The sequence below is a fragment of the Rhodoferax sp. WC2427 genome, from assembly GCF_040822085.1.
Classification (GTDB): Bacteria; Pseudomonadota; Gammaproteobacteria; order Burkholderiales; family Burkholderiaceae_C; genus Rhodoferax_B.
Window position 1 is genome coordinate 4586129 of sequence record NZ_CP162006.1, and the last position, 25334, is coordinate 4611462.

General features: G+C 66.2%; 24 protein-coding genes. 12 read left to right on the top strand and 12 right to left on the bottom strand.

Annotated elements, in window-relative coordinates; genetic code table 11:
* Positions 1-189 precede the first annotated feature (189 nt).
* A complete protein-coding gene (locus AB3G31_RS21385; RefSeq protein WP_367848054.1) occupies positions 190-1224 on the top strand; it encodes a M14 family zinc carboxypeptidase in 1035 nt (344 codons plus the stop codon).
* Positions 1221-1970, top strand: a complete 750-nt coding sequence (locus tag AB3G31_RS21390) for an alpha/beta fold hydrolase (protein ID WP_367848055.1) — start codon at positions 1221-1223, stop codon at positions 1968-1970. Before AB3G31_RS21385 ends, AB3G31_RS21390 begins: the two co-directional genes overlap by 4 nt.
* Before the next feature lie 105 nt (positions 1971-2075).
* On the opposite strand, the gene AB3G31_RS21395 is transcribed toward AB3G31_RS21390, so the two are convergent.
* On the bottom strand, positions 2076-4142 hold the full coding sequence (locus AB3G31_RS21395; protein WP_367848056.1) for an HDOD domain-containing protein: 2067 nt from the start codon (positions 4140-4142) through the stop codon (positions 2076-2078).
* 121 nt (positions 4143-4263) lie between these two features.
* Positions 4264-4860, bottom strand: a complete 597-nt coding sequence (locus tag AB3G31_RS21400) for a hypothetical protein (RefSeq protein ID WP_367848057.1) — start codon at positions 4858-4860, stop codon at positions 4264-4266.
* A 176-nt stretch (positions 4861-5036) separates the two neighbouring features.
* Here AB3G31_RS21400 and AB3G31_RS21405 point away from each other — a divergent pair, with 176 nt between their 5' ends.
* On the top strand, positions 5037-6071 hold the full coding sequence (locus tag AB3G31_RS21405) for a Stealth CR1 domain-containing protein (RefSeq protein WP_367848058.1): 1035 nt from the start codon (positions 5037-5039) through the stop codon (positions 6069-6071).
* On the opposite strand, the gene AB3G31_RS21410 is transcribed toward AB3G31_RS21405, so the two are convergent.
* From AB3G31_RS21410 to AB3G31_RS21430, 5 genes are all read right to left on the bottom strand, one after another.
* The gene (locus AB3G31_RS21410; RefSeq protein WP_367848059.1) at positions 6014-6169 is read right to left on the bottom strand and encodes a hypothetical protein; all 156 of its coding nucleotides are present in this window, start codon (positions 6167-6169) and stop codon (positions 6014-6016) included. The two genes, AB3G31_RS21405 and AB3G31_RS21410, sit on opposite strands and share 58 nt — an antisense overlap.
* The gene (locus tag AB3G31_RS21415; RefSeq protein WP_367848060.1) at positions 6166-7212 is read right to left on the bottom strand and encodes a serine/threonine protein kinase; all 1047 of its coding nucleotides are present in this window, start codon (positions 7210-7212) and stop codon (positions 6166-6168) included. The genes AB3G31_RS21410 and AB3G31_RS21415 overlap by 4 nt, the downstream gene beginning before the upstream one ends.
* Positions 7213-7304: 92 nt before the next feature.
* The gene (locus AB3G31_RS21420) at positions 7305-7733 is read right to left on the bottom strand and encodes an organic hydroperoxide resistance protein (RefSeq protein WP_367848061.1); all 429 of its coding nucleotides are present in this window, start codon (positions 7731-7733) and stop codon (positions 7305-7307) included.
* 26 nt (positions 7734-7759) lie between these two features.
* Positions 7760-8212, bottom strand: coding sequence for a MarR family winged helix-turn-helix transcriptional regulator (locus tag AB3G31_RS21425; RefSeq protein ID WP_367848062.1), 453 nt, complete (start codon positions 8210-8212; stop codon positions 7760-7762).
* Positions 8213-8287: 75 nt separating this feature from the next.
* Positions 8288-9136: a 3-hydroxybutyryl-CoA dehydrogenase gene (locus AB3G31_RS21430; protein WP_367850397.1), complete on the bottom strand. Its 849-nt coding sequence runs from the start codon at positions 9134-9136 to the stop codon at positions 8288-8290.
* Between the two features lie 73 nt (positions 9137-9209).
* Here AB3G31_RS21430 and AB3G31_RS21435 point away from each other — a divergent pair, with 73 nt between their 5' ends.
* The 5 genes from AB3G31_RS21435 to AB3G31_RS21455 all read left to right on the top strand — a co-directional run bounded on the left by AB3G31_RS21435 (position 9210) and on the right by AB3G31_RS21455 (position 15462).
* A complete protein-coding gene (locus AB3G31_RS21435; protein ID WP_367848063.1) occupies positions 9210-10814 on the top strand; it encodes a GMC family oxidoreductase in 1605 nt (534 codons plus the stop codon).
* A gap of 59 nt (positions 10815-10873) precedes the next feature.
* Positions 10874-12223, top strand: a complete 1350-nt coding sequence (locus AB3G31_RS21440; RefSeq protein ID WP_367848064.1) for an MATE family efflux transporter — start codon at positions 10874-10876, stop codon at positions 12221-12223.
* 199 nt (positions 12224-12422) lie between these two features.
* Entirely contained in the window at positions 12423-13655 is a 1233-nt protein-coding gene (purT, locus tag AB3G31_RS21445) for a formate-dependent phosphoribosylglycinamide formyltransferase (protein WP_367848065.1), read from the top strand.
* On the top strand, positions 13655-14737 hold the full coding sequence (locus tag AB3G31_RS21450; protein WP_367848066.1) for a mechanosensitive ion channel family protein: 1083 nt from the start codon (positions 13655-13657) through the stop codon (positions 14735-14737). The genes purT and AB3G31_RS21450 overlap by 1 nt, the downstream gene beginning before the upstream one ends.
* A gap of 125 nt (positions 14738-14862) precedes the next feature.
* Complete coding sequence (locus AB3G31_RS21455) at positions 14863-15462, top strand: chalcone isomerase family protein (protein WP_367848067.1); 600 nt, start codon at positions 14863-14865, stop codon at positions 15460-15462.
* Positions 15463-15476: 14 nt separating this feature from the next.
* Here AB3G31_RS21455 and AB3G31_RS21460 read toward each other — a convergent pair whose 3' ends face one another.
* Positions 15477-16232, bottom strand: a complete 756-nt coding sequence (locus AB3G31_RS21460) for a DeoR/GlpR family DNA-binding transcription regulator (protein ID WP_367848068.1) — start codon at positions 16230-16232, stop codon at positions 15477-15479.
* 85 nt (positions 16233-16317) lie between these two features.
* Between AB3G31_RS21460 and nudK the strand changes: the two genes are divergently transcribed.
* Positions 16318-16905, top strand: a complete 588-nt coding sequence (nudK, locus tag AB3G31_RS21465; RefSeq protein WP_367848069.1) for a GDP-mannose pyrophosphatase NudK — start codon at positions 16318-16320, stop codon at positions 16903-16905.
* Here the strand turns inward: nudK and AB3G31_RS21470 are convergent.
* The 3 genes from AB3G31_RS21470 to gorA are packed head-to-tail and all read right to left on the bottom strand — an operon-like array spanning position 16902 to position 20991.
* A complete protein-coding gene (locus tag AB3G31_RS21470; protein ID WP_367848070.1) occupies positions 16902-18122 on the bottom strand; it encodes a diguanylate cyclase in 1221 nt (406 codons plus the stop codon). The two genes, nudK and AB3G31_RS21470, sit on opposite strands and share 4 nt — an antisense overlap.
* A 3-nt stretch (positions 18123-18125) precedes the next feature.
* The gene (locus AB3G31_RS21475; RefSeq protein WP_367848071.1) at positions 18126-19619 is read right to left on the bottom strand and encodes an AMP nucleosidase; all 1494 of its coding nucleotides are present in this window, start codon (positions 19617-19619) and stop codon (positions 18126-18128) included.
* A 4-nt stretch (positions 19620-19623) separates the two neighbouring features.
* A complete protein-coding gene (gorA, locus tag AB3G31_RS21480; protein WP_367848072.1) occupies positions 19624-20991 on the bottom strand; it encodes a glutathione-disulfide reductase in 1368 nt (455 codons plus the stop codon).
* Between the two features lie 205 nt (positions 20992-21196).
* On the opposite strand from gorA, the gene AB3G31_RS21485 reads away from it, so the two are divergent.
* Entirely contained in the window at positions 21197-21601 is a 405-nt protein-coding gene (locus AB3G31_RS21485; RefSeq protein ID WP_367850398.1) for an FKBP-type peptidyl-prolyl cis-trans isomerase, read from the top strand.
* A gap of 28 nt (positions 21602-21629) precedes the next feature.
* Positions 21630-22544, top strand: a complete 915-nt coding sequence (gene proC / locus AB3G31_RS21490; RefSeq protein WP_367848073.1) for a pyrroline-5-carboxylate reductase — start codon at positions 21630-21632, stop codon at positions 22542-22544.
* A gap of 129 nt (positions 22545-22673) precedes the next feature.
* On the opposite strand, the gene fdhA is transcribed toward proC, so the two are convergent.
* Positions 22674-23873, bottom strand: coding sequence for a formaldehyde dehydrogenase, glutathione-independent (gene fdhA / locus AB3G31_RS21495; RefSeq protein WP_367848074.1), 1200 nt, complete (start codon positions 23871-23873; stop codon positions 22674-22676).
* 261 nt (positions 23874-24134) lie between these two features.
* Here fdhA and AB3G31_RS21500 point away from each other — a divergent pair, with 261 nt between their 5' ends.
* Complete coding sequence (locus AB3G31_RS21500) at positions 24135-25334, top strand: efflux RND transporter periplasmic adaptor subunit (RefSeq protein ID WP_367848075.1); 1200 nt, start codon at positions 24135-24137, stop codon at positions 25332-25334.

The window sequence follows — 25334 nt, forward strand, 5'->3', positions numbered from 1 at the left end:
CGGCGCGCGTTGCCTGTTTTAGCGCAAAAATGGACAATCTATACAACCCGGTACAAATCAACACAAGGTATACAAAAATACCGTATCGCCCTAAACCTGCCGCGTGACAGGGTCGTGACCGTGTGCAATAACCGCACAGTGCGCTGGATAAAGCGCTGCAACAGCTCCCGCCTGGGTATCCTGGCCGCTGTGCCCCACCCTACCCCCATTGAGCTGCCCGAGCTAGACGCGCTGGAGCGCACCATCGCGCTGGGCGGCAACCACCTGCAAGCACGCACCGTCTGCAGCGTGGACCTGCCCGGCGGTGCCCGCTACCCGGTGGTGTGTGTCACGCTGGGCAATCCGGCGTTGGACGTGCCCGCCGTGGGCTACTTTGGTGGCGTGCACGGGCTGGAACGCATCGGCGCGGGCGTGGTGATTGCCCATCTGCACAGCCTGGTGGAGCGGTTGGCCTGGGACAGTGCCCTGCACCGCCAACTGGAATCCGTGCGCCTGGTGTTCATGCCCATCGTGAACCCTGGTGGCATGGCCTTGGGCACGCGGGCCAATCCGCGAGGGGTGGACTTGATGCGCAACGCGCCGGTAGATGCGCAGGACCCCGTGCCGTTCCTGGTGGGAGGGCAACGGATGAGTGCGCGGCTACCGTGGTTTCGTGGGGCCTTTGGCGCGGCGATGGAGGCGGAGAACCAGGCCGTGTGCGAAGTGGTCCAGGCCGAGCTGCTGTCGCGCAACTTCAGTCTGTCGGTGGACTGCCATTCGGGCTTTGGCACCCGCGACCGGCTGTGGTTCCCCTACGCCCACACCCGCACGCCGATCACCCATCTGGCGGAGATGCATGCGCTTCAAGCCATCTTTACCGCCTCGCACAGCCACTACCGCTACATCTTTGAGCCGCAAAGCCTGCAGTACCTGGCGCACGGTGACCTGTGGGACCACCTGTACCAGCAGGCCTGCGCGCAGCCCGGGCGCATCTTTTTGCCGCTGACCCTGGAGATGGGTTCCTGGCTGTGGGTGAAGAAGAACCCGCGCCAGCTGTTCTCGCGCCACGGCATCTTCAACCCGCTGATCGCCCACCGGCAGCAGCGGGTGCTGCGCCAGCACCAGTCGTTGCTGGACTTTCTGGCCCGCGCCGCCCACGGGCACCGGCTGTGGCTGCCGGATGCCGAATTGCGCACCTACCACCACGCCCAGGCCCGGCACGACTGGTACGGGAGCCACGCGTGAGCACCTGGATCTTCCTGCGCGGCCTGGTCCGTGAGAGTGGCCACTGGGGTGCGTTCATACCGCAGTTTGAAAACGCCCTCCCCGGCTGCGAGGTGGTGGCGCTGGACCTGCCCGGCAACGGCAGCCTGTACCCGCACGCCAGCCCCACACGGGTGCAGGACATGGTGGCACACTGCCGCGCCGAACTGGACCGCCGCTGGCTGCCACCGCCCTACCACCTGCTGGGGATGTCGCTGGGCGCGATGGTGGCCGTGGCCTGGTCGGCGGCGCACCCCGACGAGGTGGCGGCGCAGGTGCTGATCAACACCAGCCTGCGCCCGTTCAGCCCGTTCTACCAGCGGCTGCGGCCCCGCAATTACGGCTTGCTGCTGCGGCTGGTGTTGACAGGCGCCAGCCCTGAAGATTGGGAACGTGGCATCCTGCGCATCACCAGCAATGGCGGGCACGACGCGGTGCTGCCGCAGTGGCAGGCCCTGCGCGCCCAGCACCCCGTGACCCGCACCAACGCCCTGCGCCAGTTGCTGGCCGCCGCCCGCTACCGGGCACCCGCCGCCCTGGCCACCCCCACCCTGCTGCTGGCCAGCGCCCAAGACCAGTTGGTGTCGGTCGCCTGCTCCCGGGCCCTGGCCCGGCAGTGGCAGTGCCGCCTGCAAGTGCACCCCACCGCAGGACACGACCTGCCGCTGGACGACGGCGACTGGGTGGCCCGCCAGATTGCCATGGCATACACACTATCTAATTTATAGCTACTCACGCTCATGGAATAAGCACAAGCGGCCTAAAACGCATGTAAGAATCGAAAAAACACCCCTTCCAGAAACACCGCAGCACTGGAGCCCGGGGGTGCCTATCTACACGGATTGGCGAAAGGCAATGATGGCCTGGTTGCGCAGGGTGCGCAGCAGGGCCAGCTCCTGCTCGTCCAGCGGCAGCAGGCCTTTTTCGGCCATGTCGGCATAGACCAGGCCAAAGGGCTTGCCCTTGATCACCAGCGGCAGCAGCAAAAAGGTGGGTGCATGAACCTGGCTGCGGTACCAGGCGGGCAGGCGCTGGGCAATGCGCGGCTCGGTGGCATCGCTGATCAGGGTGTCCACGCCTTTGAGGCAGACGGTGCTGAACAGGTCCAGACTACTGGCCTTGAGGGTGATGTGGAAGGCATTGACAAGGCTGTCGATGCGACCCATCCCCTCCATGCCAGCCCCCAGGCCAAAGCGGCCGGTCAGGGCATCGGCTTTGGGGTCGCGCAGGCAAAACACCACGCGCTGGAAGCCCATGGCACGGTACATGGTTTCCAGGATCATGCGCAGCACGTCGCTGAGCTTGAAGTCGTCGACCATGGCCTGGCTGATGTCCTGGATGCCGGCCGACAGCACATCGGCGACGCTAGGTGCCACTGTGGGTTGGCCCCCGTCGGGCGCAGGGGACGGCGTGGCCTGCAGCGCCAGGGGTGCCAGGGCATCGGGCGGCTCGGCTTTGTCGGCGATGGGAGCGAGGTGGGCGGCGATGTCTTCGTCAGGGTGCTGCAGCAACTGGGCGGCGGCGGAGCCTTCCAGCACACTGAGCTCCATGACACCGGCCATGTCGATGAGCTTCTTGCGCGCCGCCACGGTGGCTTGGCGCACCTGCTGGGGACGGATGCCCAGGGTTTTGGCGTACAGCCCGGCCTCCTGCGCCAGCCGCAGCTCCAGCTCGCGGGGCGGGGCGCGCAGCAGGATGTCGGCCATGTCGTTGGCCACCAGGGCAATCCAGCGCAGCCGTTCGACGGCCTGCACCGGCGGGCGCAGCGGCGGCTCGCCCCGCGGCCTGCGCATGCTGTGCTGGATGGCTTCGGGCAGGCCCCAGGCTTTGGCCACGGCCAGGCCCAGGGTTTCAAAGTCCACCCCCAGCACGCTGGCGGAGGCACGGGCTTCGGACTGCGGCTTGTAGCTGGCGCCCACCAGGTGGCGCACGGCGCGGGCTTCGTCGGCAAAGTAGAACTCGGCCAGCATGCGGCCCAGATTCTGGAACATGGCGGCGATGAAGGCCTCTTCGTTCTCGCGGGCTTCGGCGCACAGCTCCACCGCAATCGAGCCCGCCATCAGCGCACGCAGGAATTCGTCCTTGATCAGTTGGGCATGGGCCTTGTCGCGCATGTGCTCCAGCAGCACCAGGCTCATCGCCATGTTGCGCACGCCGTTGAAGCCCACCAGGCTGACCGCCCGCGACACGGTGTTGATACTGCCACCCCGGGCTGCGAAATGGGCGCTGTTGACCAGGCGCAGCAGCTTGTTGGTCAGCGCCACGTCTTTCAGAATTTCATTGGTGAAGCTGGCGATGCTTTCGGTTTCCGAGCTGGCCATGCCCTGGATGCGCACCACCGCATCCGACATGGCTGGGAAATCGCTCTTGAAGCGCATGCGGGCCATCAGCGCGTCCAGATTGCTGTTGCCCGCGGCGCCAGGGGCACCCGGGGTACCGGGCAAGGCACTCAGCGGCGCGTGCAGCGTACTGTCAGCCCACTGTGACAGGGCCCGGCGCAGGGCCTGCAGGCTGGGGGTGCGCTGGGCGTCGAGGGCCTGGGCCTGGGCCACGATGGCCAGCAGATCGTCGTCCCCCTGCACCCCATCGCCGTGCGGACCGGCCAGCATGGCTTCCAGCACATGGCCCACAGCCGCCACATCGTCTTGCGGCAGGGCGGCAGACGCGAATGCGGTGTCGGTGAAGTCAGCAGAGTTGGCCAGATGGGCCCGGCCGGTGGCATCGACCTGCACAGTGGCCGTGGTGGGCGGCATGTGGGGCCGCCCCGCAGCATGCGCGGCCAGCAAAGCATCCAGCAGGTCCAGGGCCAGCGCGACGGCTTCGGCGGGCGGCAAGGCACCCCGCTGGACCAGCAAGTTGTGTAAATTCGGCAACGACGTGCGCGGGTCAGGGTCGGCCATAGGTCCATCGGTGGGAAGAATTGTCTCCGCTGGAAGTATGACATCCCCGCCCGGCCTTGGCGCCTTTCTGTCGTAAGTTTCTGCACACTTCGAGGTGTGCAACAAATGTGTACGCTAATAATTACCGGGCGCGGGGACGCGACCAGGTAAGACTCCCCATGCCGACCCCCGGCAAGGCCGAGATGCTGGCCTCAGACAGCTCGCCGATGCCCCGCAGTGTGTCCACCGCAATGCCCGCGCGGCTGCCGCCGTCGGCGCTGGCGTACAGGGCATCGGCCTTCGCATGGGAGTCAGACATCCGTGCCGCATCGGTGTCGGTAATGGTGGTTTGCAGGTACGCCTGCGCGCCGTCCAGGTAACCGGTCAGGTGGATGTTCAACCCATGCAGATACACCGCGGTGAAATACGCGCTGTAGAACACAAAGTCGTTGGCCACCGGGTTGGGCGGACTGCCCGGCGGCCACCGCGCGCCCAACAGCATGGCAGTGGAGCTATGGCGGTTGAACGCCACGGAATCGGGCGAGACGCCGGCGTTGGCAAACCCGGCGCTTGCGCCCGTGGCCGGGTTCTGAACCGCAAAGTTGACGCGGTTGAAATTCTGGTACCCATCGGAAATGCGGGCGGCTACCGCTGTATGGATGTCATCAAATAACACCAGACTCGCCTGGGCCTGGCCCAGGCTATAGACCAGGCCCAGGGCCAAAACAATCGATTTCATGGGGGTGTACTCTCACGGAGATGAGTTACAGATGTTCACACCGCACGATAGTATTTAAAGATTTTTTTGTGGATACAAAAATATATAAACAATATGCAATATACACTTGCATTTGTAAAAAATAGCAGCCAGATGGCAGCCGCAAGAATCTGTCCAAATCCCGCTAACATGGTGGGTTGCACTCCCCATTTCCCCCCCTGTCTGCCGGCCCCATCGACATCGTTTACCTCTGGGTCAACGGCAACGATCCGCTGTGGCGCGCCAAGCGCCAGCAAGCCGCCGCCACGCTGCACAGCCACACCCGCATGGCCGCCTACGCCAACGTGGAAGGACGGTTTCGCGACAACGACGAGCTGCGCCATAGCCTGCGCGCGCTGGAGCGTTTTTTCCCCGACCACGGCCACATTTACCTGGTCACCGACGCGCAATCCCCGGCCTGGTTGGCCGCCGTGCCGGGCATCAGCGTGGTGGACCACCGCGACCTGATCCCCGCCAGCAGCCTGCCCACCTTCGATTCAGGCCACATCGAGTCCTACATCCACCGCATTCCCGGCCTGTCGGAGCGTTACTTTTATCTGAACGACGACGTGTTTTTTGGCGCACCAGTGGTGTTGGACGACTGGTTCTGGCCCGGCGGCGTGTGGGTGTCCTGGTCGGACGAACCGCCAGTGAGCGATGAGCCCCTGCGCCCCGATGCCACCGCGCTGGACAACGCCTGCCGCCGCTCCATCCAGTGGCTGCGGGCGCACCCCGTGCCCGGCTACCAGCACACCTTTCGCACCTTTGCGCACGCGCCCCGGCCGATGTGCAAGTCGCTGCTGACCACGCTGGAGCAGCTGGCCCCGGACATGTTTGCCCGGGTGCGCTCCACCGTGTTCCGTGCCTGGGACAAGCCCGCCATCGTCTCCGACTTCTTGCTGCGCTGGGCCCTGGCCCAGGGCCACGCCCGGCTGCGCGAATACGCCCACCAGTACCTGTGCACCAGCGATGCCGACACCACGCAAGACCTGGACCGGCTGGTGGCCCGCAACGGCCAGTTGGCCTTCTTCTGCATCAACGACACCACCGACGATGCCCTGCCCCACGACCCGCGTCTGGCCCGGGTGCGGGATGCGCTGCAACAGATGTTTCCGCTGCCGTCGCGGTTTGAGATTCAGCAGAACGCCCAGGCCAGCCAGGCCGGGTCTTCCACCACGTTGAGCAGCAGGTAGGTTCCCACGCGGTAAGACAGGTATTCGGCCAGTGGCACCGCGTCGGCCCAGCGGGGGGGCCACGCAATGCCTGCGCGTTGCAAAAAAACCGCCGTCATACGTAAAGCGGCTCTTCCTGCATGGCTTCGATCTGCTCGGTGAGCATGTTGACCTGGCCAACCCAGTAGTCGCTGCTGCCAAACCACGGAAAGTTAACCGGGAAGGCCGGGTCGCTCCAGCGGCGGGCCAGCCAGGCGCTGTAGTGGATCAGGCGCAGGGTGCGCAGCGGCTCGATCAGGGCCAGCTCGCGGCGGTCAAAGCTGCGGAACTGCTCATAGCCATCGACCAGGCCGCTGAGCTGGCCGGTGCGCTGGGCGCGGTCGCCACTCAGCAGCATCCACAGGTCCTGCACCGCCGGGCCGGTGCGGGCATCGTCCAGATCGACAAAATGCGGGCCGCCGCCGGGGCGGTCGGTGGGGGTCCAGAGGATGTTGCCGGGGTGGCAGTCGCCGTGCAGCCGCAGGGTTTTTATTTGAGGGTCTTTTAGGCCTCCAGCGCTTATAGGTAGAGCGCTAGCAGCTATCAAATCAAGAGCTTCGGTGCAGGCCTTTTGCCACGGGCCCTGCACGTCCAGCGGCACGATCTGGTGCTTCACCAGCCAGTCGCGCGAGTGCAGGCCAAAAGTCTCCAGGTCCAGCGCCGGGCGGTGCACAAACGCATGTTTGGCCCCTACGGTGTGGATGCGGGCCAGGAAACGGCCAATCCACTCCAGCACCTCGAAGTCGTCCAGCTCGGGCGCGCGGCCACCCCTGCTGGGGCTGACGCTGAAGGCGAATCCGGCAAACTGGTGCAGCGTGGCCCCCTGCAGCACCAACGGGCCCACGGCGGGGATCTCGGCGGCCATGAGTTCGGCGGCAAAGCTGTGCTCTTCCAGAATCTGCGCCTGGCTCCAGCGCCCAGGCCGGTAGAACTTGGCCACCACCACGCTGCCGTCTTCCAGCTGCGCCTGGTAGACCCGGTTTTCGTACGAGCTGAGCGCCATCAGGCGGCCATCGCCAAACAGGCCGACGCTGGCCAGCGCGTCCATCACCACGTCGGGGGTCAGGGCCTGGTAATCGTGGGAAACGGCAGACAGGCCGGAGGAATCTAAGGGGTTGGACATGGGGCGATTGTCGCTGCTCCACAGCAAAACGCCCGCGCCAGGCAAATGGCGCGGGCGTTGGAGCACACCCTCTTGCGAGGGCAGGCTGGGGATTAGGCCAAAGTCAGCGTGACTTCGATATTGCCGCGGGTCGCGTTGGAGTAGGGGCACACGCCATGGGCGGTGTCGATCAGGTCCTGGGCCACAGCGCGGTCCATGCCGGGCAGGTTGATGACCAGCGTGGCGGCGATGCCAAAGCCTGCGGGGATGGGGCCGATGTCCACGGAGGCGTCAATCGAGGCGTCTGCAGGCACAGTGATCTTCTTCATGCCGGCGACATGCTTCATCGCACCCATGAAGCAGGCCGAGTAGCCCGCGGCAAACAGCTGCTCGGGGTTGGTGCCCGTGCCCGCACCGCCCATTTCTTTCGGGGGCGAGAGCTTGACTGCCAGCAGGCCGTCGTTGCTGGCCGATTGGCCTTCGCGGCCACCGGTGGTGTGGGCGTGGGCGGTGTAGATCACTTTGTCGAGTTTGGTGGGCATGGTGCTTCCTTGGGTTGAAAAAAGTGTCAGGCGGTGGTTAAACGCTCCCGCAGTGCCTGGACTTGCTGCGTGAGGGAAATGATTTCAGGGACGGTGCACTGGCTGGCGCTAAGGATGCATGGCGGTATCTTGGCCGCCTCGGTCTTGAGCGTGCGGCCTGCGGGAGTCAGGGTGATGAACACCCGGCGCTCGTCCTGCACATCGCGCTGGCGGCTGATCCAGCCCGCAGCTTCCATGCGCTTGAGCAGCGGGGTCAGCGTGCCGGAGTCCAGCGACAGGCGCTCGCCCAGTTCGGACACCATCTGGCCATCGCGCTCCCACAGCACCAGCATCGCCAAATACTGCGGATAGGTGAGGCCCAGAGCCTTGAGCAGCGGCTTGTACAGCTTGGTCATGGCCAACGACGCGGAATACAGCGCAAAACACAGCTGGTTGTCCAGTTTCAGTGTTTCGTCGACAGTGAGGGTGTTCGTTGGCATGGGTTGAATTATAGCGCGCAATTAAATTTTGCACAATTTAATTTACCCACGCACCGAAGTGCGCTGGCGGTCCGTTTAGTAGGTGTACACGCCCTGCCCCGTCTTGCGTCCCAGGCGGCCTGCGGCCACCAGCTCTTTGAGCAGCGGGCAGGGGCGGTACTTGCTGTCGCCGAATTCGGTCAAGAACACTTCCATCACCGCCAGGCACACGTCCAGGCCAATCATGTCGGCCAGGGCCAGCGGGCCGATGGGCTGGTTGCAGCCCAGTTTCATGCCGGCGTCAATGTCTTCCGGCGTGGCCACACCCTCGGCCAGCACGAACAGCGCCTCGTTGACCATCGGCATCAGGATGCGGTTGACCACGAAGCCGGGGCCGTTCTTGACGGTGATGGGGGTCTTGCCCAGCACGGCGGCCATGGCGTGCACCGCGTCATGGGTGGCATCGCTGGTTTGCAGGCCGCGGATGATCTCCACCAGCGCCATCAGCGGCACGGGGTTGAAGAAGTGCATGCCGATGCAGCGGTCGGGCCGTTGGGTCACCGCTGCCAGCTTGGTGATGGAGATGGACGAGGTGTTGGAGGCAATCAGCACCTCGGGGGCCAGCAGCGCGTCGAGCTGCTGCACGATCTTGACCTTGAGGGCGTAGTTTTCGGTGGCGGCTTCGATGACCAGCTGGGCGCTGCCGAAGTCGCTGTACTGGGTGGAGCCTTTGATGCGGGCCAGGATGGCGCCCTTGTCCGCTGCCGTGAGCTTGTCTTTCTTGATCAGCCGGTCCAGGCTGCCTGCAATGGTGGCCAGGCCCTTGGCCACCGCCTCGTCGCTGATGTCGACCATCACCACTTGCAGGCCCGCCGCCGCACAGGTTTGCGCAATGCCATTGCCCATGGTCCCCGCGCCGACAATGCCGACGGTGTTGATTGTCAAAATGCCGCTCATAGAGAACTCCCAGTAGATTATTTGGTTGCAGTGCAGCATTCATCATAAACACCCCCCAGCTATGTTCGACTACCTCATCATTGGCGGCGGCGCGGCAGGCTGCGTGCTGGCGGCGCGCCTGAGCGAAGACCCGGCGATCCACGTCGCCCTGCTCGAATCCGGCCCCAGCGACCACAGCGCCCTGGTGCAGTGCCCCTCGGGCATCGCGTTGCTGGCCCGTACCGGCCAGGCGCAATGGCGCTTTGCCACCGTGCCGCAGCCAGGGCTGAACGGGCGCTGTGGCTACCAGCCGCGGGGCCGGGTGCTGGGCGGCAGCAGCTCGGTCAACGCCATGGTCTACACCCGCGGCCAGCCCGGCGACTTTGACTTCTGGGCGGCCCAGGGCAACCCCGGCTGGGGCTATGCGGATGTGCTGCCGTATTTCAAAAGGGCCGAAAGCAATAGCCGGGGCGCGGACGCCTGGCACGGGGGCGATGGCCCGCTGCATGTCACCGATCTACAGCAGCCCCACCCCGCCAGCCAGGCCTTTGTACAGGCCGCGGTGCAGGCCGGGTTTGCCGCCAATGCCGATTTCAACGGCGCCCGCCAGGAGGGTGTGGGCCTGTACCAGGTGATGCAAAAAGACGGCGAGCGCTGCAGCGCGGCCAAGGCCTACCTCACGCCCCACCTGGGTCGCCCCAACCTGCAGGTGTTCACTGGCGCGCACACCTCCCGCATCCTGACCCAGAACCGCCGCGCCGTGGGCGTGGAGTTCATGCAGGACGGGCAGCTGAAACAGCTGCGCACCCAGGGCGAGGTGCTGCTGTGCGCCGGGGCCCTGCAGTCGCCGCAGCTGCTGATGCTGTCGGGCATCGGCGACCACGCGCAGTTGCTGGCCAACGGCATTGCCACCGTGCACCACCTGCCCGGTGTGGGCCAGCATCTGCACGACCACGTGGATGTGGTGCAGGTGGTGAAAGCCGCCCACGCCAAGGATTTGTGGGGCATCTCGCCCACCGGCATCGCCCGCATCGCCCGGGGCGTGCGGGACTGGCGGCGCGACCGCAGCGGCTTGCTGACCAGCAACCTGGCCGAGGCCGGGGGCTTCCTCAAAAGCCAGCCGATGGAGCCCCAGCCCGACCTGCAGCTGCACTTTGTGCCCGCCCAGCTGGCCGACCACGGCCGCAAGACACTGTGGGGCCATGGCTATTCGGTGCACATCTGCGTGCTGCAACCTGCCAGCCGGGGCAGCGTGCGCCTGAACGGCAAAGACCCGCTGGCCCCGCCGCACATCGACCCCAACTTCCTGGGCGCGCTGGAAGATATGGAACGGCTGCGGCGCGGGTTCCAACTGGTGCGGCGCATTTGCGCCCAGCCTGCGATGGCGGCATGGGGCGGCCACGAGCGGTCGGCCCGCGCCCGGAGCGAGCTGGAGCTGGAACTGCTGCTGCGCGAAACCGCCGACACGGTGTACCACCCGGTAGGCAGTTGCCGCATGGGCCCCGGGGGGAATGGGGAACATACCGACGTGGTCGACGCCCGCCTGCGGGTCCACGGCATGGCCGGGCTGCGGGTGGTGGATGCGTCCGTCATGCCGCGCATCGTCAGCGCCAACACCACCGCGGCCACCACCATGCTGGCCGAAAAAGCCGCAGATATGTTGCGCGAGGATGCGGCGCAAGGCTGATTTGTTTGGAAGAATGCAGGTTCAACCATCGCACGCATGGTTTCATCTTCTAGCGCCCCATGCACCTCCCCGAACGCCCCCGGCTCAACGCCATCGCTGGCCCCATCTTTGGCGAATTCCTGCTCGGCTACACCGTCATCATCGCCGGGCTGTGGCTGGCCTCGCACACCTCGGACGGCGCCGCGGGCAGCCTGGGGCTGGCCAACCAGGTGCTGGAAACGCTGTACGTGGTGTTCCGGGTGCTGGCCATCGGCATGGGCGTGGTCATCACCCAGCTGCTGGGCGGCCAGCAGGTGGAGCAGGTGCGGCGCACGGCGCTGGCGGGCCTGGGGGCCTGCACCTGGGCGGGCTTGCTGGTGGTGGGCGTGCTGGTGCTGGCCAACGACTGGATTCTGGACCTGCTGAACGCGCCCGACGAGATCCTGCCCCTGGTCAGCCCCTACCTGCAACTGCTGGCCCCGGCGGCGCTGCTGGACGGCTACAACCTCACCATGGCCTCCATCCTGCGGGCCCACCTGCACGCCCGCGACTCGCTCAAGGTGATGGTCGTCATGCACTGCACCCACCTGGCGCTGGCCGTGCCGCTGATGCTGGGCTTCGGCCCTTGGGAGGGGCTGGGGCTGTACGGCTTTGCGGTGGCCCTGGTGATCAGCCGCGCCGTCGGCCTGGGGCTGCACCTGGTGCTGTGGCGCAAGCGCATGGCCCTGGTGCCCACCGCCCGCCACTGGTGGGTGCTGCAGTGGCGCGTGCTGGGGCCGGTGCTGCGCATCGGCGTGCCCGGTGCCAGCGCCGAGCTGGGCTACCGCGCCGCCTTCATGGTGTCGCTGGCCGGGGCCGCGCGCCTGGGCGTGGTGGCGCTGGCCACCCATGCCTACACCCTGCAACTGCTGCGCTACGTGCTGCTGATCAGCCTGGCAATTGGCTGGGCCTGCGAGATCATGGTGGGGCGGCTGGTGGGCGGCGGCCAGTTCAATCAGGCCCATGCCCTGGTGCGCAAGGGCCTGCGCAACGGCCTCATGGCCTCGGGCGGCATGGCCGTGGTGGCGGCGCTGGCCGCGCCCTGGCTGATGCACATCTTCACCAAGGACCCGCACGTGATCCACGCCGCCCAAACCCTGCTGTGGATCGCCGTGGCGCTGGAGACGGGCCGCGCCTTCAACCTCATCATCACCGGCGCGCTGCGGGCCACCGGCGACGTGATCTACCCGGTGGCCGCCAGCCTGGGCTCGTTTGCCCTGGTGCTGGGCTGCGGCTCGTACTTTTTAGGCCGCAACTTCGGCCTGCCCGGCATCTTCATTGCCTACGCCGCCGACGAATGGGTGCGCGGCCTGCTGATGTGGTCGCGCTGGCACTGGCACGGCTGGCTACCGCACGCCCGCAACTCGCAACGGCGGGTGCGCAGGCGGTAAATCTGGATTTATATGAAGTAGGCCGCTCGCGCTCACCACACCGGCACAAGAAGCTCTTAATTTGATAGCAAATAGAAATTTTAGGTGACTTCATCTGTCCTTGGCCAGCCTGCCCTGCCAGAGCTTCTTGCCGCCGCATCCACCGGAGCGCACCTGCAGTAAAGTTGCGGGATGTTTTGCATTCCATGAAAGCCCCGCCATGCGCCCCTTCGGCACCCCCCTGTCCCCCTCGGCCACCAAAGTCATGCTGCTCGGCTCCGGCGAGCTGGGCAAGGAGGTGCTGATTGCGCTGCAGCGCCTGGGCGTGGAGACCATTGCGGTAGACCGCTACGCCAACGCGCCGGGCCAGCAGGTGGCGCACCATGCGCGCACCATCACCATGAGCGACCCGGCCCAGCTCAAGGCCTTGATTGAAGCCGAGCGCCCGCACCTGGTGGTGCCCGAGATCGAGGCCATCGCCACCCCCATGCTGGAAGAGCTGGAGGCCGCGGGCACGGTGCGTGTGATCCCTACCGCCCGCGCCGCCCGCCTGACCATGGACCGCGAAGGCATCCGCCGCCTGGCCGCCGAGACGCTGGGCCTGCCGACCAGCCCCTATGTGTTCTGTGATTCGCTGGCCGAGCTGCAGGCCGCCATTGACAGCACCACCGGCTACCCCTGCGTGGTCAAGCCGGTGATGAGCAGCTCGGGCAAGGGCCAGAGCAAGATCAGCGGCCCGGCCGACGTGCAAACCGCCTGGGACGTGGCCATGGCCGGGGGCCGCGTGAGCCATGGGCGGGTCATCGTCGAGGGCTTCATCGACTTCGACTACGAGATCACCCTGCTGACCGTGCGGGCCCGCAGCGGCGAAGGCGCTGCAAACTCCGAGAACGGCGCGGATGGCGCGGTGGAAACCCATTTCTGCGAACCCATCGGCCACATCCAGGTCAGCGGCGACTACGTGGAGAGCTGGCAGCCACACCCCATGCCCAGCCGGGCGCTGCAACGCGCGCAGGCCATCGCCAAGGCGGTGACGGACAACCTCGGAGGCCAGGGCCTGTTCGGCGTAGAGCTGTTTGTGAAGGGCGACGCGGTGTGGTTCAGCGAAGTCAGCCCGCGCCCGCACGACACCGGCATGGTCACGCTGTGCACCCAGTGGCAAAACGAGTTCGAGCTGCACGCCCGCGCCATCCTGGGCCTGCCGGTCAACACCGCGCTCAAGTCGCCCGGTGCCAGCGCCGTGATCTACGGCGGTGTGGATGCGCAGGGCATCGTGTTCGACGGCGTGGCCGAGGCGCTGCGCGTGCCCAACACTGACATCCGCCTGTTCGGCAAGCCCGAGAGCTTTGTGAAGCGCCGCATGGGCGTGGCCCTGGCCTTTGACGCCGACGTGGAGGTGGCCCGCACCCGCGCCAAGCAGGCCGCCGCGCTGGTCAAACCCCGCCGCGCTTGATGCCTTTCCACCAGCTCGTGGCGTGGGCCGACGACTCGGCGCTGCGGATACTGTTGTCGGCGGGCGTGGCGATCGTGCTGGCGCTGGTGCTGCACGCCATCGGTGCCGCGCTGGTGCGCAAGGTCACCCGCAGCCTGCCGCTGGCCTCGCGCATCGCCAACGCCTGCCACGCGCCCATGCGCTTTGTGCTGCCGCTGATTGCACTGCAGGCGGTATGGCAGATTGCGCCGCGCGACTTTCCGATGATCGCCGAGGTGCGCCATGCCAACGTGCTGCTGCTGCTGGCCTGCCTGACCTGGCTGGGCCTGCGCGTGGTGCACGGCACCGTGCAGGGGCTGATCGCCTCGTACCCGCTGGAAGCCGAAGACAACCTCAACGCCCGCCGCGTGCACACCCAGGCCAAGGTGCTGGCCAACACCCTGGTCATCGGCATTCTGGTGACCGGGCTGGCGGCGATGCTGATGACCTTTCCCGAGGCCCGGCAGTTTGGGGCCAGCCTGCTGGCGTCGGCCGGGGTGGTCGGCATCATCGTGGGCATGGCCGCACGGCCGGTGCTGGGCAACCTGGTGGCGGGCCTGCAAATCGCCCTGGGCCAGCCGCTGCGCATCGACGACGTGCTGATCGTGCAGGGCGAATGGGGCCGGGTGGAAGAGATCACCGGCACCTACGTGGTGCTGAAAATCTGGGACCAGCGCCGGCTCATCATTCCGCTGCAGTGGTTCATCGAAAACCCGTTCCAGAACTGGTCGCGCCGCAACCCCGAACTGATCGGCACGGTGTTTCTGTGGGTGGACTACACCACGCCCGTCCCCGCGCTGCGCACCGCGCTGGACCGCATCTGCGCCGCCTCGCCCGCCTGGGACCGCCGCTACTGCAAACTGGACGTGACGGACACCGCCGCCCACGGCATCCAGCTGCGGATGGAAGTGACCGCCGCCAACGCCGACCTGCTGTGGCGCGTGCGCTGCGATGTGCGCGAGGGCATGGTGGATTTCCTGCAGCGCGAGTATCCGCAGAGCCTGCCCCGCATGCGCGCCGAGCTGCAACCATCGCCCCAGATGGCCGAAGCCAAAAACTACTAAATTCATAGCACCTCACGCTGATTTAATAAGCGCTAGAGGCTGAATTGTCCTAAAAATGGGGGATGACGGCGCAGTGCCCCTGGCGGTAAGCTTGGCGTCGAAACCCTTTTGGAAGAACGACCCCGATGACCCGTTTTGTGCGCGCCACGCTGCCCGCCAGCCTGGCCTTAGCCGCCAGCCTGTTGCTGCCACCCGCCTGGGCGGCCACCCCCAGCACCCCCTTTGCCACCGAAGCCCAGGTCCAGGGCACCCCCCTGGTGCTCAACGGCGCGGGCACCCGCTACCGGGCGGTGTTCAAGGTCTACGACATGGCCTTGTACACCCCGCAAAAAGTCACCACCCCCGACGAGCTGCTGGCGCTGCCCGGCCCCAAGCTGCTGCGCTTCACCGCCTTGCGCGACCTGCCCGGCACCGACCTGGGCCTGGCTTTCATCAAGGGCCTGTCGGCCAATGCCCCCAAAGAGCTGGTGCTGAAGCACACCGTGTCGTCCAACCGCCTGGTCGAAATCTTCTCGGGCCGCAGCAAGCTCAACCCTGGCGACAGCTTCGCCATGCAGTTCATTCCCGGCCGGGGCACGCTGTTTTTTATCGGCGACCAGCCCCAGGGCAACCCGGTGGGCGACGCCGAGTTTTTTGGCATGGTGCTGGGCATCTGGGTGGGCGGCAGCCCGGCAGACCACGGGCTGAAGGCGGCTCTGCTGGGGCAGGAGCCGGTGAAAAAGTAGTCCGCCCAGAATCGCTACCCCCGCACCAGCGCCAACCCCAGCGCCGTCAGCGCCGCCACCGCCTGGTCGGTGGTGCCCGGCTCCACCACCAGGCCGGTGGCCTCCGAGCAGGGGGCGATCACGTAGGGCGAGGCGGCGTGCAGCTTCTCGGCCGAGGCCAGCACCCAGGTTTCGGCGGACTGGGCCATCAGTGCGCGCTTCACGTGGGCTTCTTCCATGTCGCCGGTGCTCAGGCCTACCCGGGCGCTGATGCCGGTCACCCCCATGAAGTACAGGTCGGCGCGCACCCGGCCTATCGCCTCCACCGTCGCCGCGCCCACGGCCACCACCGAGTGCTTGAACAAGCGCCCACCCAGCAGTTGCACCTCGATGCGCGGGTGCTCCACCAGGGCCAGGGCGATGGTCGGGCTGTGCGTGACCACGGTGGCCTGCAGCGTGGGCGGCAGGCGCAGCGCCAGCTGCTGGCAGGTAGTGCCGCCGTCGATAAACATCACCTGGCCGGGCTGCACCATGGCCGCAGCGGCGGCGGCAATCGCCTGCTTGCCCGGCATCTGCAGCTGGCTGCGCGCGGCAAAGTTGGCCACCGCAGGCGACGCAGGCAAGGCCCCGCCGTGCACCCGCTGCAGCAGGCCCTGGGCGGCCAGCGCACGCAGGTCGCGCCGGATGGTGTCTTCCGACAGGCCCAGGGTGGCACTCAGGTCGGCCGCCACGATGCGGCCCTCGCGGCGCAGGGTGTCGAGCAGGAGGTGTTTGCGTTGTTGGGTCAGCATGGCCAGGATTTTTGCACGAGTTTCATTGAAGTTGCACGAAATTGCATGAATACGGTAGACTTTGGCCCACACCACCGGAGCCCCCATGCACGCCACTGACAGCATCCGCATCGTTGAAGAAAAGGTTTTGTCGCACGACTGGTATTTGCTGAAAAAAACCACGTTCGAGCTGCGCCGCCGCGACGGCAGCTGGCAGCGCCAGAGCCGCGAAACCTACGACCGGGGTAACGGTGCCACCATCCTGCTGTACAACGCCGCCCAGGGCACGGTGGTGCTGACGCGGCAGTTCCGCTTTCCCACCTATGTGAACGGCAACGCCAGCGGGCAGCTCATCGAAACCTGCGCCGGCCTGCTGGACCAGGACGACCCGGCCACCTGCATCCGCCGCGAGGTGGAGGAGGAAACCGGCTTTCGCATCGACGGCGTGCGCAAGATCTTCGAGGCCTACATGAGCCCGGGCTCGGTGACAGAAAAGGTGTATTTCTTTGTCGGGGCCTACACCGCCGCCGACAAGGTGTCGGATGGGGGCGGCGAGCACCACGAGGGCGAAGACATCGAGGTGCTGGAGCTGCCTTTTGCGGAGGCCCTGGAAATGGTGGCCGATGGGCGCATCTGCGATGGCAAGACGATTCTGCTGCTGCAGTACGCGCAACTGCAAGGGCTGCTGCCCTAAATCACCGTCAACCCGGCCCCGCCGCCCGACTGCACCAGCTGCCCACGACCGGCTTTCTTGGCCTCGTACAGCGCGGCGTCGGCGCGGGCGATCAGGCCGGACAGGGTGGCGTCGCCGTCTTTGAGCACACCCACCCCGGCGCTGTAGTCCAGCGGAAAGCCCAGCTCTTTTTCAGCGGTCTGCTGCAGCATGGCGCGCAGGCGCAAATCAAAACCGATGCTGGCCGACCGGTGGGTGTTGGCCAGTACGATGCAAAACTCCTCCCCACCCAGGCGGCCCACCAGATCGCCGGTGCGGCGGCTTTCGCGCAGCAGGCGGGCAAACAGCTTGAGTGCGGTGTCGCCCACCTCGTGGCCGTAGGTGTCGTTGACACGCTTGAAATGGTCGATGTCCAGCATCATCAGCGTCAGCGGCTGCTGGTAGCGCATGGCGTTGGCGAACATGGCCTCGGCACGCTCCGTCCAGCCGCGCCGGTTCAACAGGCCGGTCAGCCCGTCGGTCATGGCCAGGTTGTGCAAGCGGGCCTTGGCCTCGTCGCGCCAGGCGGCCAGCAGCGCCACTATGGAGCCCACCATGGCCATGTTCACCGCCAGCGCCATGGCCAGGTCCGGCAGGCGCAGCAGGTCGGCACGCCACACGCCCACCAGACCGCGCACCAGCAGCACCAGCGCCAGTACCGACAGACTGGCGCACAGCACCCAGCGCCAGGCCCGGCCCACATGCCGCAGCGGGAACAGGGTGGCCGCCGCCACCAGTACCAGCATGACCGCCAGGCACAGGTGGGACCAGCCCCACTGGAAGGCCGGGCTGGCCGTGCCCAGCACATAGCCCAGCGGCGCGGCCACCAGCAAGACGCGCAGGCCGCGCTCGCTCCAGCGGTAGTCCAGTCCGTAAAACATGTCCGGGCGACGTGGCTTGTGCGGCTTTTTGCGCTGCGTGGGTGGGCGGGTGCGGTGGCCCAGCCAGCTGCCCAGGGCGCGGTGCCACAGCCACAGCGCCAAGCTGAAAAACAGCAGGGCCAGCGGCGCCAATACCACCGTCCAGACGCTGCTGGCGGTGATGGCGGCTACACCGCCCAGCAGCAGGGCCACCAGCGCGATTTGCACACAGCGCGTGGCGGCGCTGGCCCCCCGGCCAATCACCACCAACAAGGCCAGCGACACCACTCCGACGTTGGCGGCGGCAATCACCAGCAGGCTGTGCAGGTCGAGCAACATGGCTTACTGGAACGCCACTTCGGCAAAACTGCGCAGCTTGCGGCTGTGCAACTGGTTCATGCCCTGGGCACGCAGCAGCTCGATGGCGCGGATGCCGATGCGCAGGTGCTGGTCGACCCGCTCGCGGTAGAAATGGTTGGCCATGCCGGGCAGCTTGATCTCGCCGTGCAGCGGTTTGTCGCTGACGCACAGCAGCGTGCCGTAGGGCACCCGGAAGCGAAAGCCATTGGCGGCAATGGTGGCGCTTTCCATGTCCAGCGCTACGGCGCGGCTCTGGCTGAAGCGGCGCTGCGGTTGGTTGTTAGGCAGCAGTTCCCAGTTGCGGTTGTCGGTACTGGCCACGGTGCCGGTGCGCATGATGCTTTTCAGCGCTGCACCCTGCACCTGGGTGACGTCGGCCACGGCCTGCTCCAGCGCCATCTGGATTTCGGCCAGCGCCGGAATCGGCACCCACAGCGGCAGCTCTTCGTCCAGCACATGGTCTTCGCGCACGTAGCCGTGGGCCAGCACGTAGTCGCCCAGCTGCTGGGTGTTGCGCAGGCCTGCGCAGTGGCCCACCATGATCCAGGCATGTGGGCGCAGCACGGCGATGTGGTCGGTGATGTTCTTGGCATTGGCCGGGCCCACGCCGATGTTGACCATGGTGATGCCCGCACTGTCGGCGCGCACCAGGTGGTAGGCCGGCATTTGCGGCAGGCGCGGCGGGGCGGCCCCCAGGGCATCGCGCGCCTCGGCGGGCAGGCCCACGCGGCGGGTGATGACGTTGCCGGGTTCCACAAAGGCGCAGTACTCGCTGGTGGGGTCGGCCATGGCGGCGTGGCCCATGCGGACGAACTCGTCGATGTAGAACTGGTAGTTGGTAAACAGCACGAAGTTCTGGAAATGGTCGGGCCCGGTGCCGGTGTAGTGGCGCAGGCGGTGCAGCGAATAGTCCACCCGGGGCGCGGTAAACAGCGCCAGCGGCTGCGGGTCGCCGGGGCGCGGCTCGTAGGTGCCGTTGGCAATGCCGTCGTCCATGGCGCCCAGGTCGGGCAGGTCGAATACGTCGCGCATCAGCATGCGGCGCTCGGCATCCATGTGGCCTTCGACGTGGTCGTGCTCGGCAAACGAAAAGTGCACGGGAATCGGCAGCGCGCTGGTGCCGATTTCCAGCTCGACCTGGTGGTTTTGCAGCAGCAGGCGGAACTGCTCCAGCAGGTAGCCGTTGAACAGGTCGGGACGGGTCAGCGTGGTTTCGAACCGGCCGGGGCCGGCCACAAAACCATAGCTCAGGTGCGCGCCTTCCAGGTCGGCGGCGCGGGCCACCGTTTCGGTGTGCAGGCGTACAAACGGGTAGCAGGCCCGCACGTGGCCGGGCAGGGTTTCGCCCGCCACAAAGCGCTGCATGGCCAGGCGCAAATGCGCGATCTGCAGGTCGTAAATCAGGTGTACCTGGGCCAGCGCGGCAACCGGGTCGGTGAAACGGGTGGGGGCAATGAAGGCAGGTAGATAAGGCATGGACCTATTGTGCAGTGGGTTCACGCATGGTGACGAATTCTTCGGCTGCCGTGGGGTGGATGCCGATGGTGCTGTCAAACACCGCCTTGGTGGCCCCGGCCTTCATGGCCACGGCAAAGCCTTGCACGATCTCGCCCGCGTCGGCACCCACCATGTGCAGCCCGACCACACGGTCGGTGGCATCGTCCACCACCAGCTTCATCAGCGTGCGCTCGGTACTGCCGCTCAGCGTATGGCGCAGGGCCTTGAATTCGCTGCGGTAGATGCTGACCTGGCCAAACCGCTCGCGCGCCGCCGCTTCCGACAGGCCCACGGTGCCGATGTTGGGGTGGGTAAACACCGCCGTGGGGATGAGCTCGTAATCCATCTGCCGCGCAGCCTTGCCGGGTTTGGGGCCGAGCAAATGGTCGACCAGCACCATCGCCTCGCCCAGCGCCACCGGAGTGAGCTGGATGCGGGCGGTCACGTCGCCCAGCGCGTAGATGCTGGGCACCGAGGTCTGGTAGTGGGCGTTGACCTCAATGGCCCCGTCTTTGCCCTGCGCCACGCCCGCCGCCTCCAGGCCCAGGCCCTGCACATTCGGCACCCGGCCAATTGCGTACAGCACCTGGTCCACCGTGAGGGTCTCACCGCCGACCAGCCGTACTTCCAGCCCGGCAGGCGTGTGCAGGATGCTGGCCACGTCGGATTCCAGCCGCAGATCGACCCCGGCCTTGCGCACTTCCTGGGCCAGAAAATGGCGCACGTCGTCGTCAAAGCCGCGCAGCACCTGCGTGCCCCGGTAGACCTGGGTGACCTGGGACCCCAGGCCGTTGAAGATAGAGGCAAATTCGCAGGCGATATAGCCCCCTCCCACCACCAGCAGGCGCTTTGGGAAGGGGTCCAGGTCGAACATTGCGTCCGACACCACCGCGTGCTCGCCCCCCGGAATGCCGGGCACGGTAGGGGTGCCGCCAGTGGCCAGCAGGATGTTTTCGGCGGTGTACGTTTGCCCGCCCACCTGCACCGTGTGCGCGTCCACCAAGGTGGCCCAGCCGGGGATGAGTTGCACGCCCGCGCCCACCAGCAGCTGGCGGTAGATGCCATTGAGCCGGGTGATCTCGGTGGCGCGGTTGGCCTTGAGCCGCGCCCAGTCAAACGTGGGGTGCGCCACCTGCCAGCCAAAGCCGGCAGCCTCTTCAAAGGCCTCGGCATAGCCCGCCGCAAAGCTGTAGAGCTTTTTGGGAATGCAGCCCACGTTCACGCAGGTGCCGCCCAGGGCCCCCACCTCGGCCAGCGCCACCCGGGCACCGCGCTGGGCCGCCATGCGGGCGGCGCGCACGCCACCACTGCCGCCACCTACCACCAAAAGATCCAACTGGAACGAAGACATAGAAGTTTCCTTTACGGTGAACAGGGCATTCACCCATCTTATGCGCTATTAAATATATAGCTCCTGCCGCACACGGTAACTGCGCCATCCCCCTTTTTGGGGACGCTGCCGCAAAGACCCCACCAGAAACCGCAATAATGGAAGGAATCCAATCCCATCCCGAAAGTCTTCCGTGAAATTTGCCCTGACCACCGCCGCGTTCTGCCTGCTTGCCTCTACCGCATCCTGGGCCCAAACCAATGACGCAGCCACGGCCGCCAAAGAGCCCGGTGCCACCGTCACCCCCAGCGGCTTGGTGTACCGCTCCCTGAAAGACGGCACCGGTGCCAGCCCCAGTGCCACGGACAAGGTCAAGGTGCACTACCGCGGCACCTTCCTCGACGGCAAGGAGTTCGACAGCTCGTACAAACGCAACGAACCGATCGAGTTCCCGCTAAACGGCGTGATCAAGTGCTGGACCGAAGGCGTGCAGAAAATGAAGGTCGGCGGCAAGGCCAAACTCACCTGCCCCCCGGCCATCGCCTATGGCGAACGCGGCGCGGGCGGCGTAATTCCGGCCAATGCGACCCTGCAGTTCGAAGTGGAACTGCTGGGCATCAACGGTAAATAGTTTCTCTACACGCATTTCTGGACTTCCCATGGCACCGAACCGACCCAGCGCTTCCAACTTTGGAGCGTCCAATTTCTCGACTTCCCAAACGGGGGAGCTGTCCAGCTTTGGCAGCCGGAGCCCCAGTGCGGCGCACGACCAGATCGCCTTCATTGGCGGCGGCAACATGGCCAGCGCCATCATTGGCGGGCTGGTCAAAAAAGGCGTGCCCGCCAACCGCATTGTGGTGGTGGAGCCCTGGGCCGACGCGCGCGCCAAGCTGCTGGCCGACTTTGCCATTACCGCCCAGGAAATGCCCGGCCCGGCCCTGGACCAGGCCCGCACCGTGGTGTGGGCCGTGAAGCCGCAGATGTTCAAGGACGCGGCACTGCAATCCCGCTTCCACACCAAGAACGCGCTGCACCTGAGCGTGGCCGCGGGCATCCGCAGCGACAGCATCGCCCACTGGCTGGGCACCGACCGCATCGTGCGCGCCATGCCCAACACCCCGGCACTGATCGGCAAAGGCATGACGGCCCTGTACGCCCGGCCCGCCGTGTCGGAAGCCGACCGCAAGCTGATCGACAAAGTGCTGGCCGCCACCGGCGAAACCCTCTGGGTGGGCGAAGAAGTGCAGCTGGATGCCGTAACGGCCTTGTCCGGCTCCGGCCCGGCCTATGTGTTCTTGTTCATCGAAGCCATGACCCAGGCCGGTGCCGACATGGGCCTGAGCCGCGACCAGGCGCACAAGCTGGCGGTGGGCACGTTTGTGGGCGCATCCGCCCTGGCCCGCCAGTCCAAAGAGCCGCCCGAAATTTTGCGCCAGCGCGTCACCTCCAAAGGCGGCACCACCTTTGCTGCGATCACCTCGATGGAGCAGGACGGCATCAAGAACATCATCATGCGTGCCGTGCACGCCGCCAAGCACCGCGCCCGCGAACTCGGCGACGAATTTGGAGACTGAAGGCAAAAACCCCCGGGCGGCGACGCTGCGGGGGTTCATGATTCGAGGTCTTTAAGCCTTTTGGGCCTCTAGCGCTGATGGAATGGGCGAGAGCAGCTACTTAAAGCATAGCACCCGCCATTTTAAGAACTACGCCGTGGCCAGTTGCCCGTGCGGGTCAATGACAAACTTCTTCGGCACGCCAGCATCGAACTCGGCGTAGCCGGTGGGGGCCTGGTCCAGGGTAATGACCTGCACACCCACGATGTCGGCGATGTGGATGCGGTCCCACAAAATCGCCTGCATCAGCGCCCGGTTGTACTTCATCACCGGGGTCTGGCCGGTGTGGAAGCTGTGCGACTTGGCCCAGCCCAGGCCGAAGCGCAGGCTCAAAGCGCCGCTCTTGGCGGCCTTGTCCACACCACCTGGATCGTCCGTCACGTACAGACCGGGGATGCCGATCTTGCCCGCGGCGCGGGTGATTTCCATCAGCGAATTCAGCACGGTGGCAGGGGCTTCGCCTTGCGAACCGGCGTGTCCATGGCCCCGGGCTTCGAAGCCGACGGCATCGATGGCGCTATCGACCTCGGGCGTGCCCAGGATGGCGGCGATCTGGTCGGCCAGCGTCACGTCTTGCGACAGGTCCACCGTCTCGAAGCCCACCTTGCGCGCATGCGCCAGGCGCACCGGGTTCACGTCGCCCACGATGACCACCGCCGCACCCAGCAGGCGCGCCGAGGCGGCTGCCGCCAGGCCGACCGGGCCGGCACCGGCCACGTACACCGTGCTGCCCGGGCCGACCCCGGCGGTCACTGCGCCGTGGTAGCCGGTGGGCAGGATGTCGGACAGGCAGGTCAGGTCGCGGATTTTTTCCATCGCGCGGTCGCGGTCAGGGAACTTCAGCAGATTGAAATCGGCGTACGGCACCATCACAAACTCGGCCTGGCCGCCGATCCAGCCGCCCATGTCCACATAGCCGTAGGCACCGCCTGCGCGCGAGGGGTTGACGTTCAGGCACACGCCGGTGTGCTGCTCCTTGCAGGTGCGGCAGCGGCCACAGGCCACATTGAAGGGCACGGAGACGATGTCACCCTTTTTGAGGGTCTCTACATCGCGGCCCAGTTCCACAATTTCACCCGTGATTTCATGGCCCAGCACCAGGCCGGACTGGGCGGTGGTGCGGCCGCGCACCATGTGCTGGTCGGAGCCGCAGATGTTGGTGGTCAGCACGCGCAGAATCACGCCGTGCTCTGCCGCCTGGCCCAGCGGGTTGAGGAGTTTGGGGAACGGGATGGATTGCACCTCGACGTGGCCCTGGCCTACGTATACGACACCTCGGTTGCTTGACATGGGTTTTGTCTCCTTGTTTGCCAATGGAATGTGGGGGACTTGCGCAGCTCCTCACGAGGGGCCAGCAAGCCAGCATCTTGGAACAAGATCGACGCGGCACTGGTCAAATTGCGACACCGTTCTGTATTTGCCGACCGGGTGCGGGTAAGCACTTAGGCCACCCAGCTTTACAAGGGCTTTGCCGCGCTGCTATTCCCGCGACCGGTGGCTTATGTAAAGTGGGCACTGGCTTTTTTTCCAGCATCCCTTCTCCACCACCCCATGCCCAAGCACAAAATTCTGCGTTATGCCCTCCTGGCCCTGGCCCTGCTGGTGGTGGCCGTCGCCACCAAGCTGCTGTTTTTCCCCGCCGCCAAAAAGCCCGACTTTGTGACTGCCACCGCCGCCCTGGCCGATCTGGAGCAGGCGGTACTGGCCACCGGCACGGTACAGGCCTTCAAGCAGGTGAGCGTGGGCGCGCAGGCTTCCGGGCAGATCAAGTCACTCAAGGTGGCGCTGGGCGATACCGTCAAAAAAGGCCAGTTGGTGGCAGAAATCGACTCGCTCACCCAGCAAAACAACCTGCGCACCACCGAGGCCGCGCTGGCCAACGTGCAGGCCCAGTTGCTGGTGCAGAAAGCCACGCTCAAACAGGCCGAACTGACCTACCAGCGCGAGAAAACCCTGCTGGCCGCCGATGCCAGCGCCCGCGCCACCTTCGAAGCCGCCGATGCCGCCCTGCAAACCGCCCGGGCCCAGGTCGGCGCGGCGCAGTCGCAGATCACCCAGGCCCAGATTGCCGTCAGCACCGCGCGGCTAAACCTTGGCTACACGCAGATTCTGGCCCCCATCGACGGTGTGGTGGTGGCCCTGGTGGCGCAGGAGGGCCAGACGGTCAACGCCAACCAGAGCACGCCCACCATCATCAAGCTGGCGCGGCTGGACACCATCACCGTGAAGGCGCAGATTTCCGAAGCCGACGTGGTGCGCGTCAAGCCGGGCCAAAAGGTCTACTTCACCATCCTCGGCGCGCCCGACAAGCGCTACACCACCACCCTGCGCACGGTGGAGCCCGCGCCCGACTCCATCCTCACCGAAACCACCGCCGCCACCACCACCACCAGTGCCAGCGCCATCTACTACAACGGCCTGCTCGACGTGCCCAACCCCGAGGGCCTGCTTCGGATTTCGATGACGGCGCAGGTCAACATCGTGCTCAGCGAAGCCAAGCAGGTGCTGAGCATCCCGTCGGCCGCGCTGGGCGAACGCGACCGCGAGGGCCGCAGCACCGTGCGGGTGGTAGACAGCGCGGGCCAGGCCACGCCGCGCCGCGTCAAGGTGGGCCTGAACAACAACGTCAACGCCCAGATTCTGGACGGCCTGGCCGTGGGCGACCGCGTGGTGGTGGGCGAAGCGTCTGCCGCCAGTGCCACGGGCAGCAGCACGGGCAGCACCCGCATGCGCCCGCCCCCGGGGCTGTGA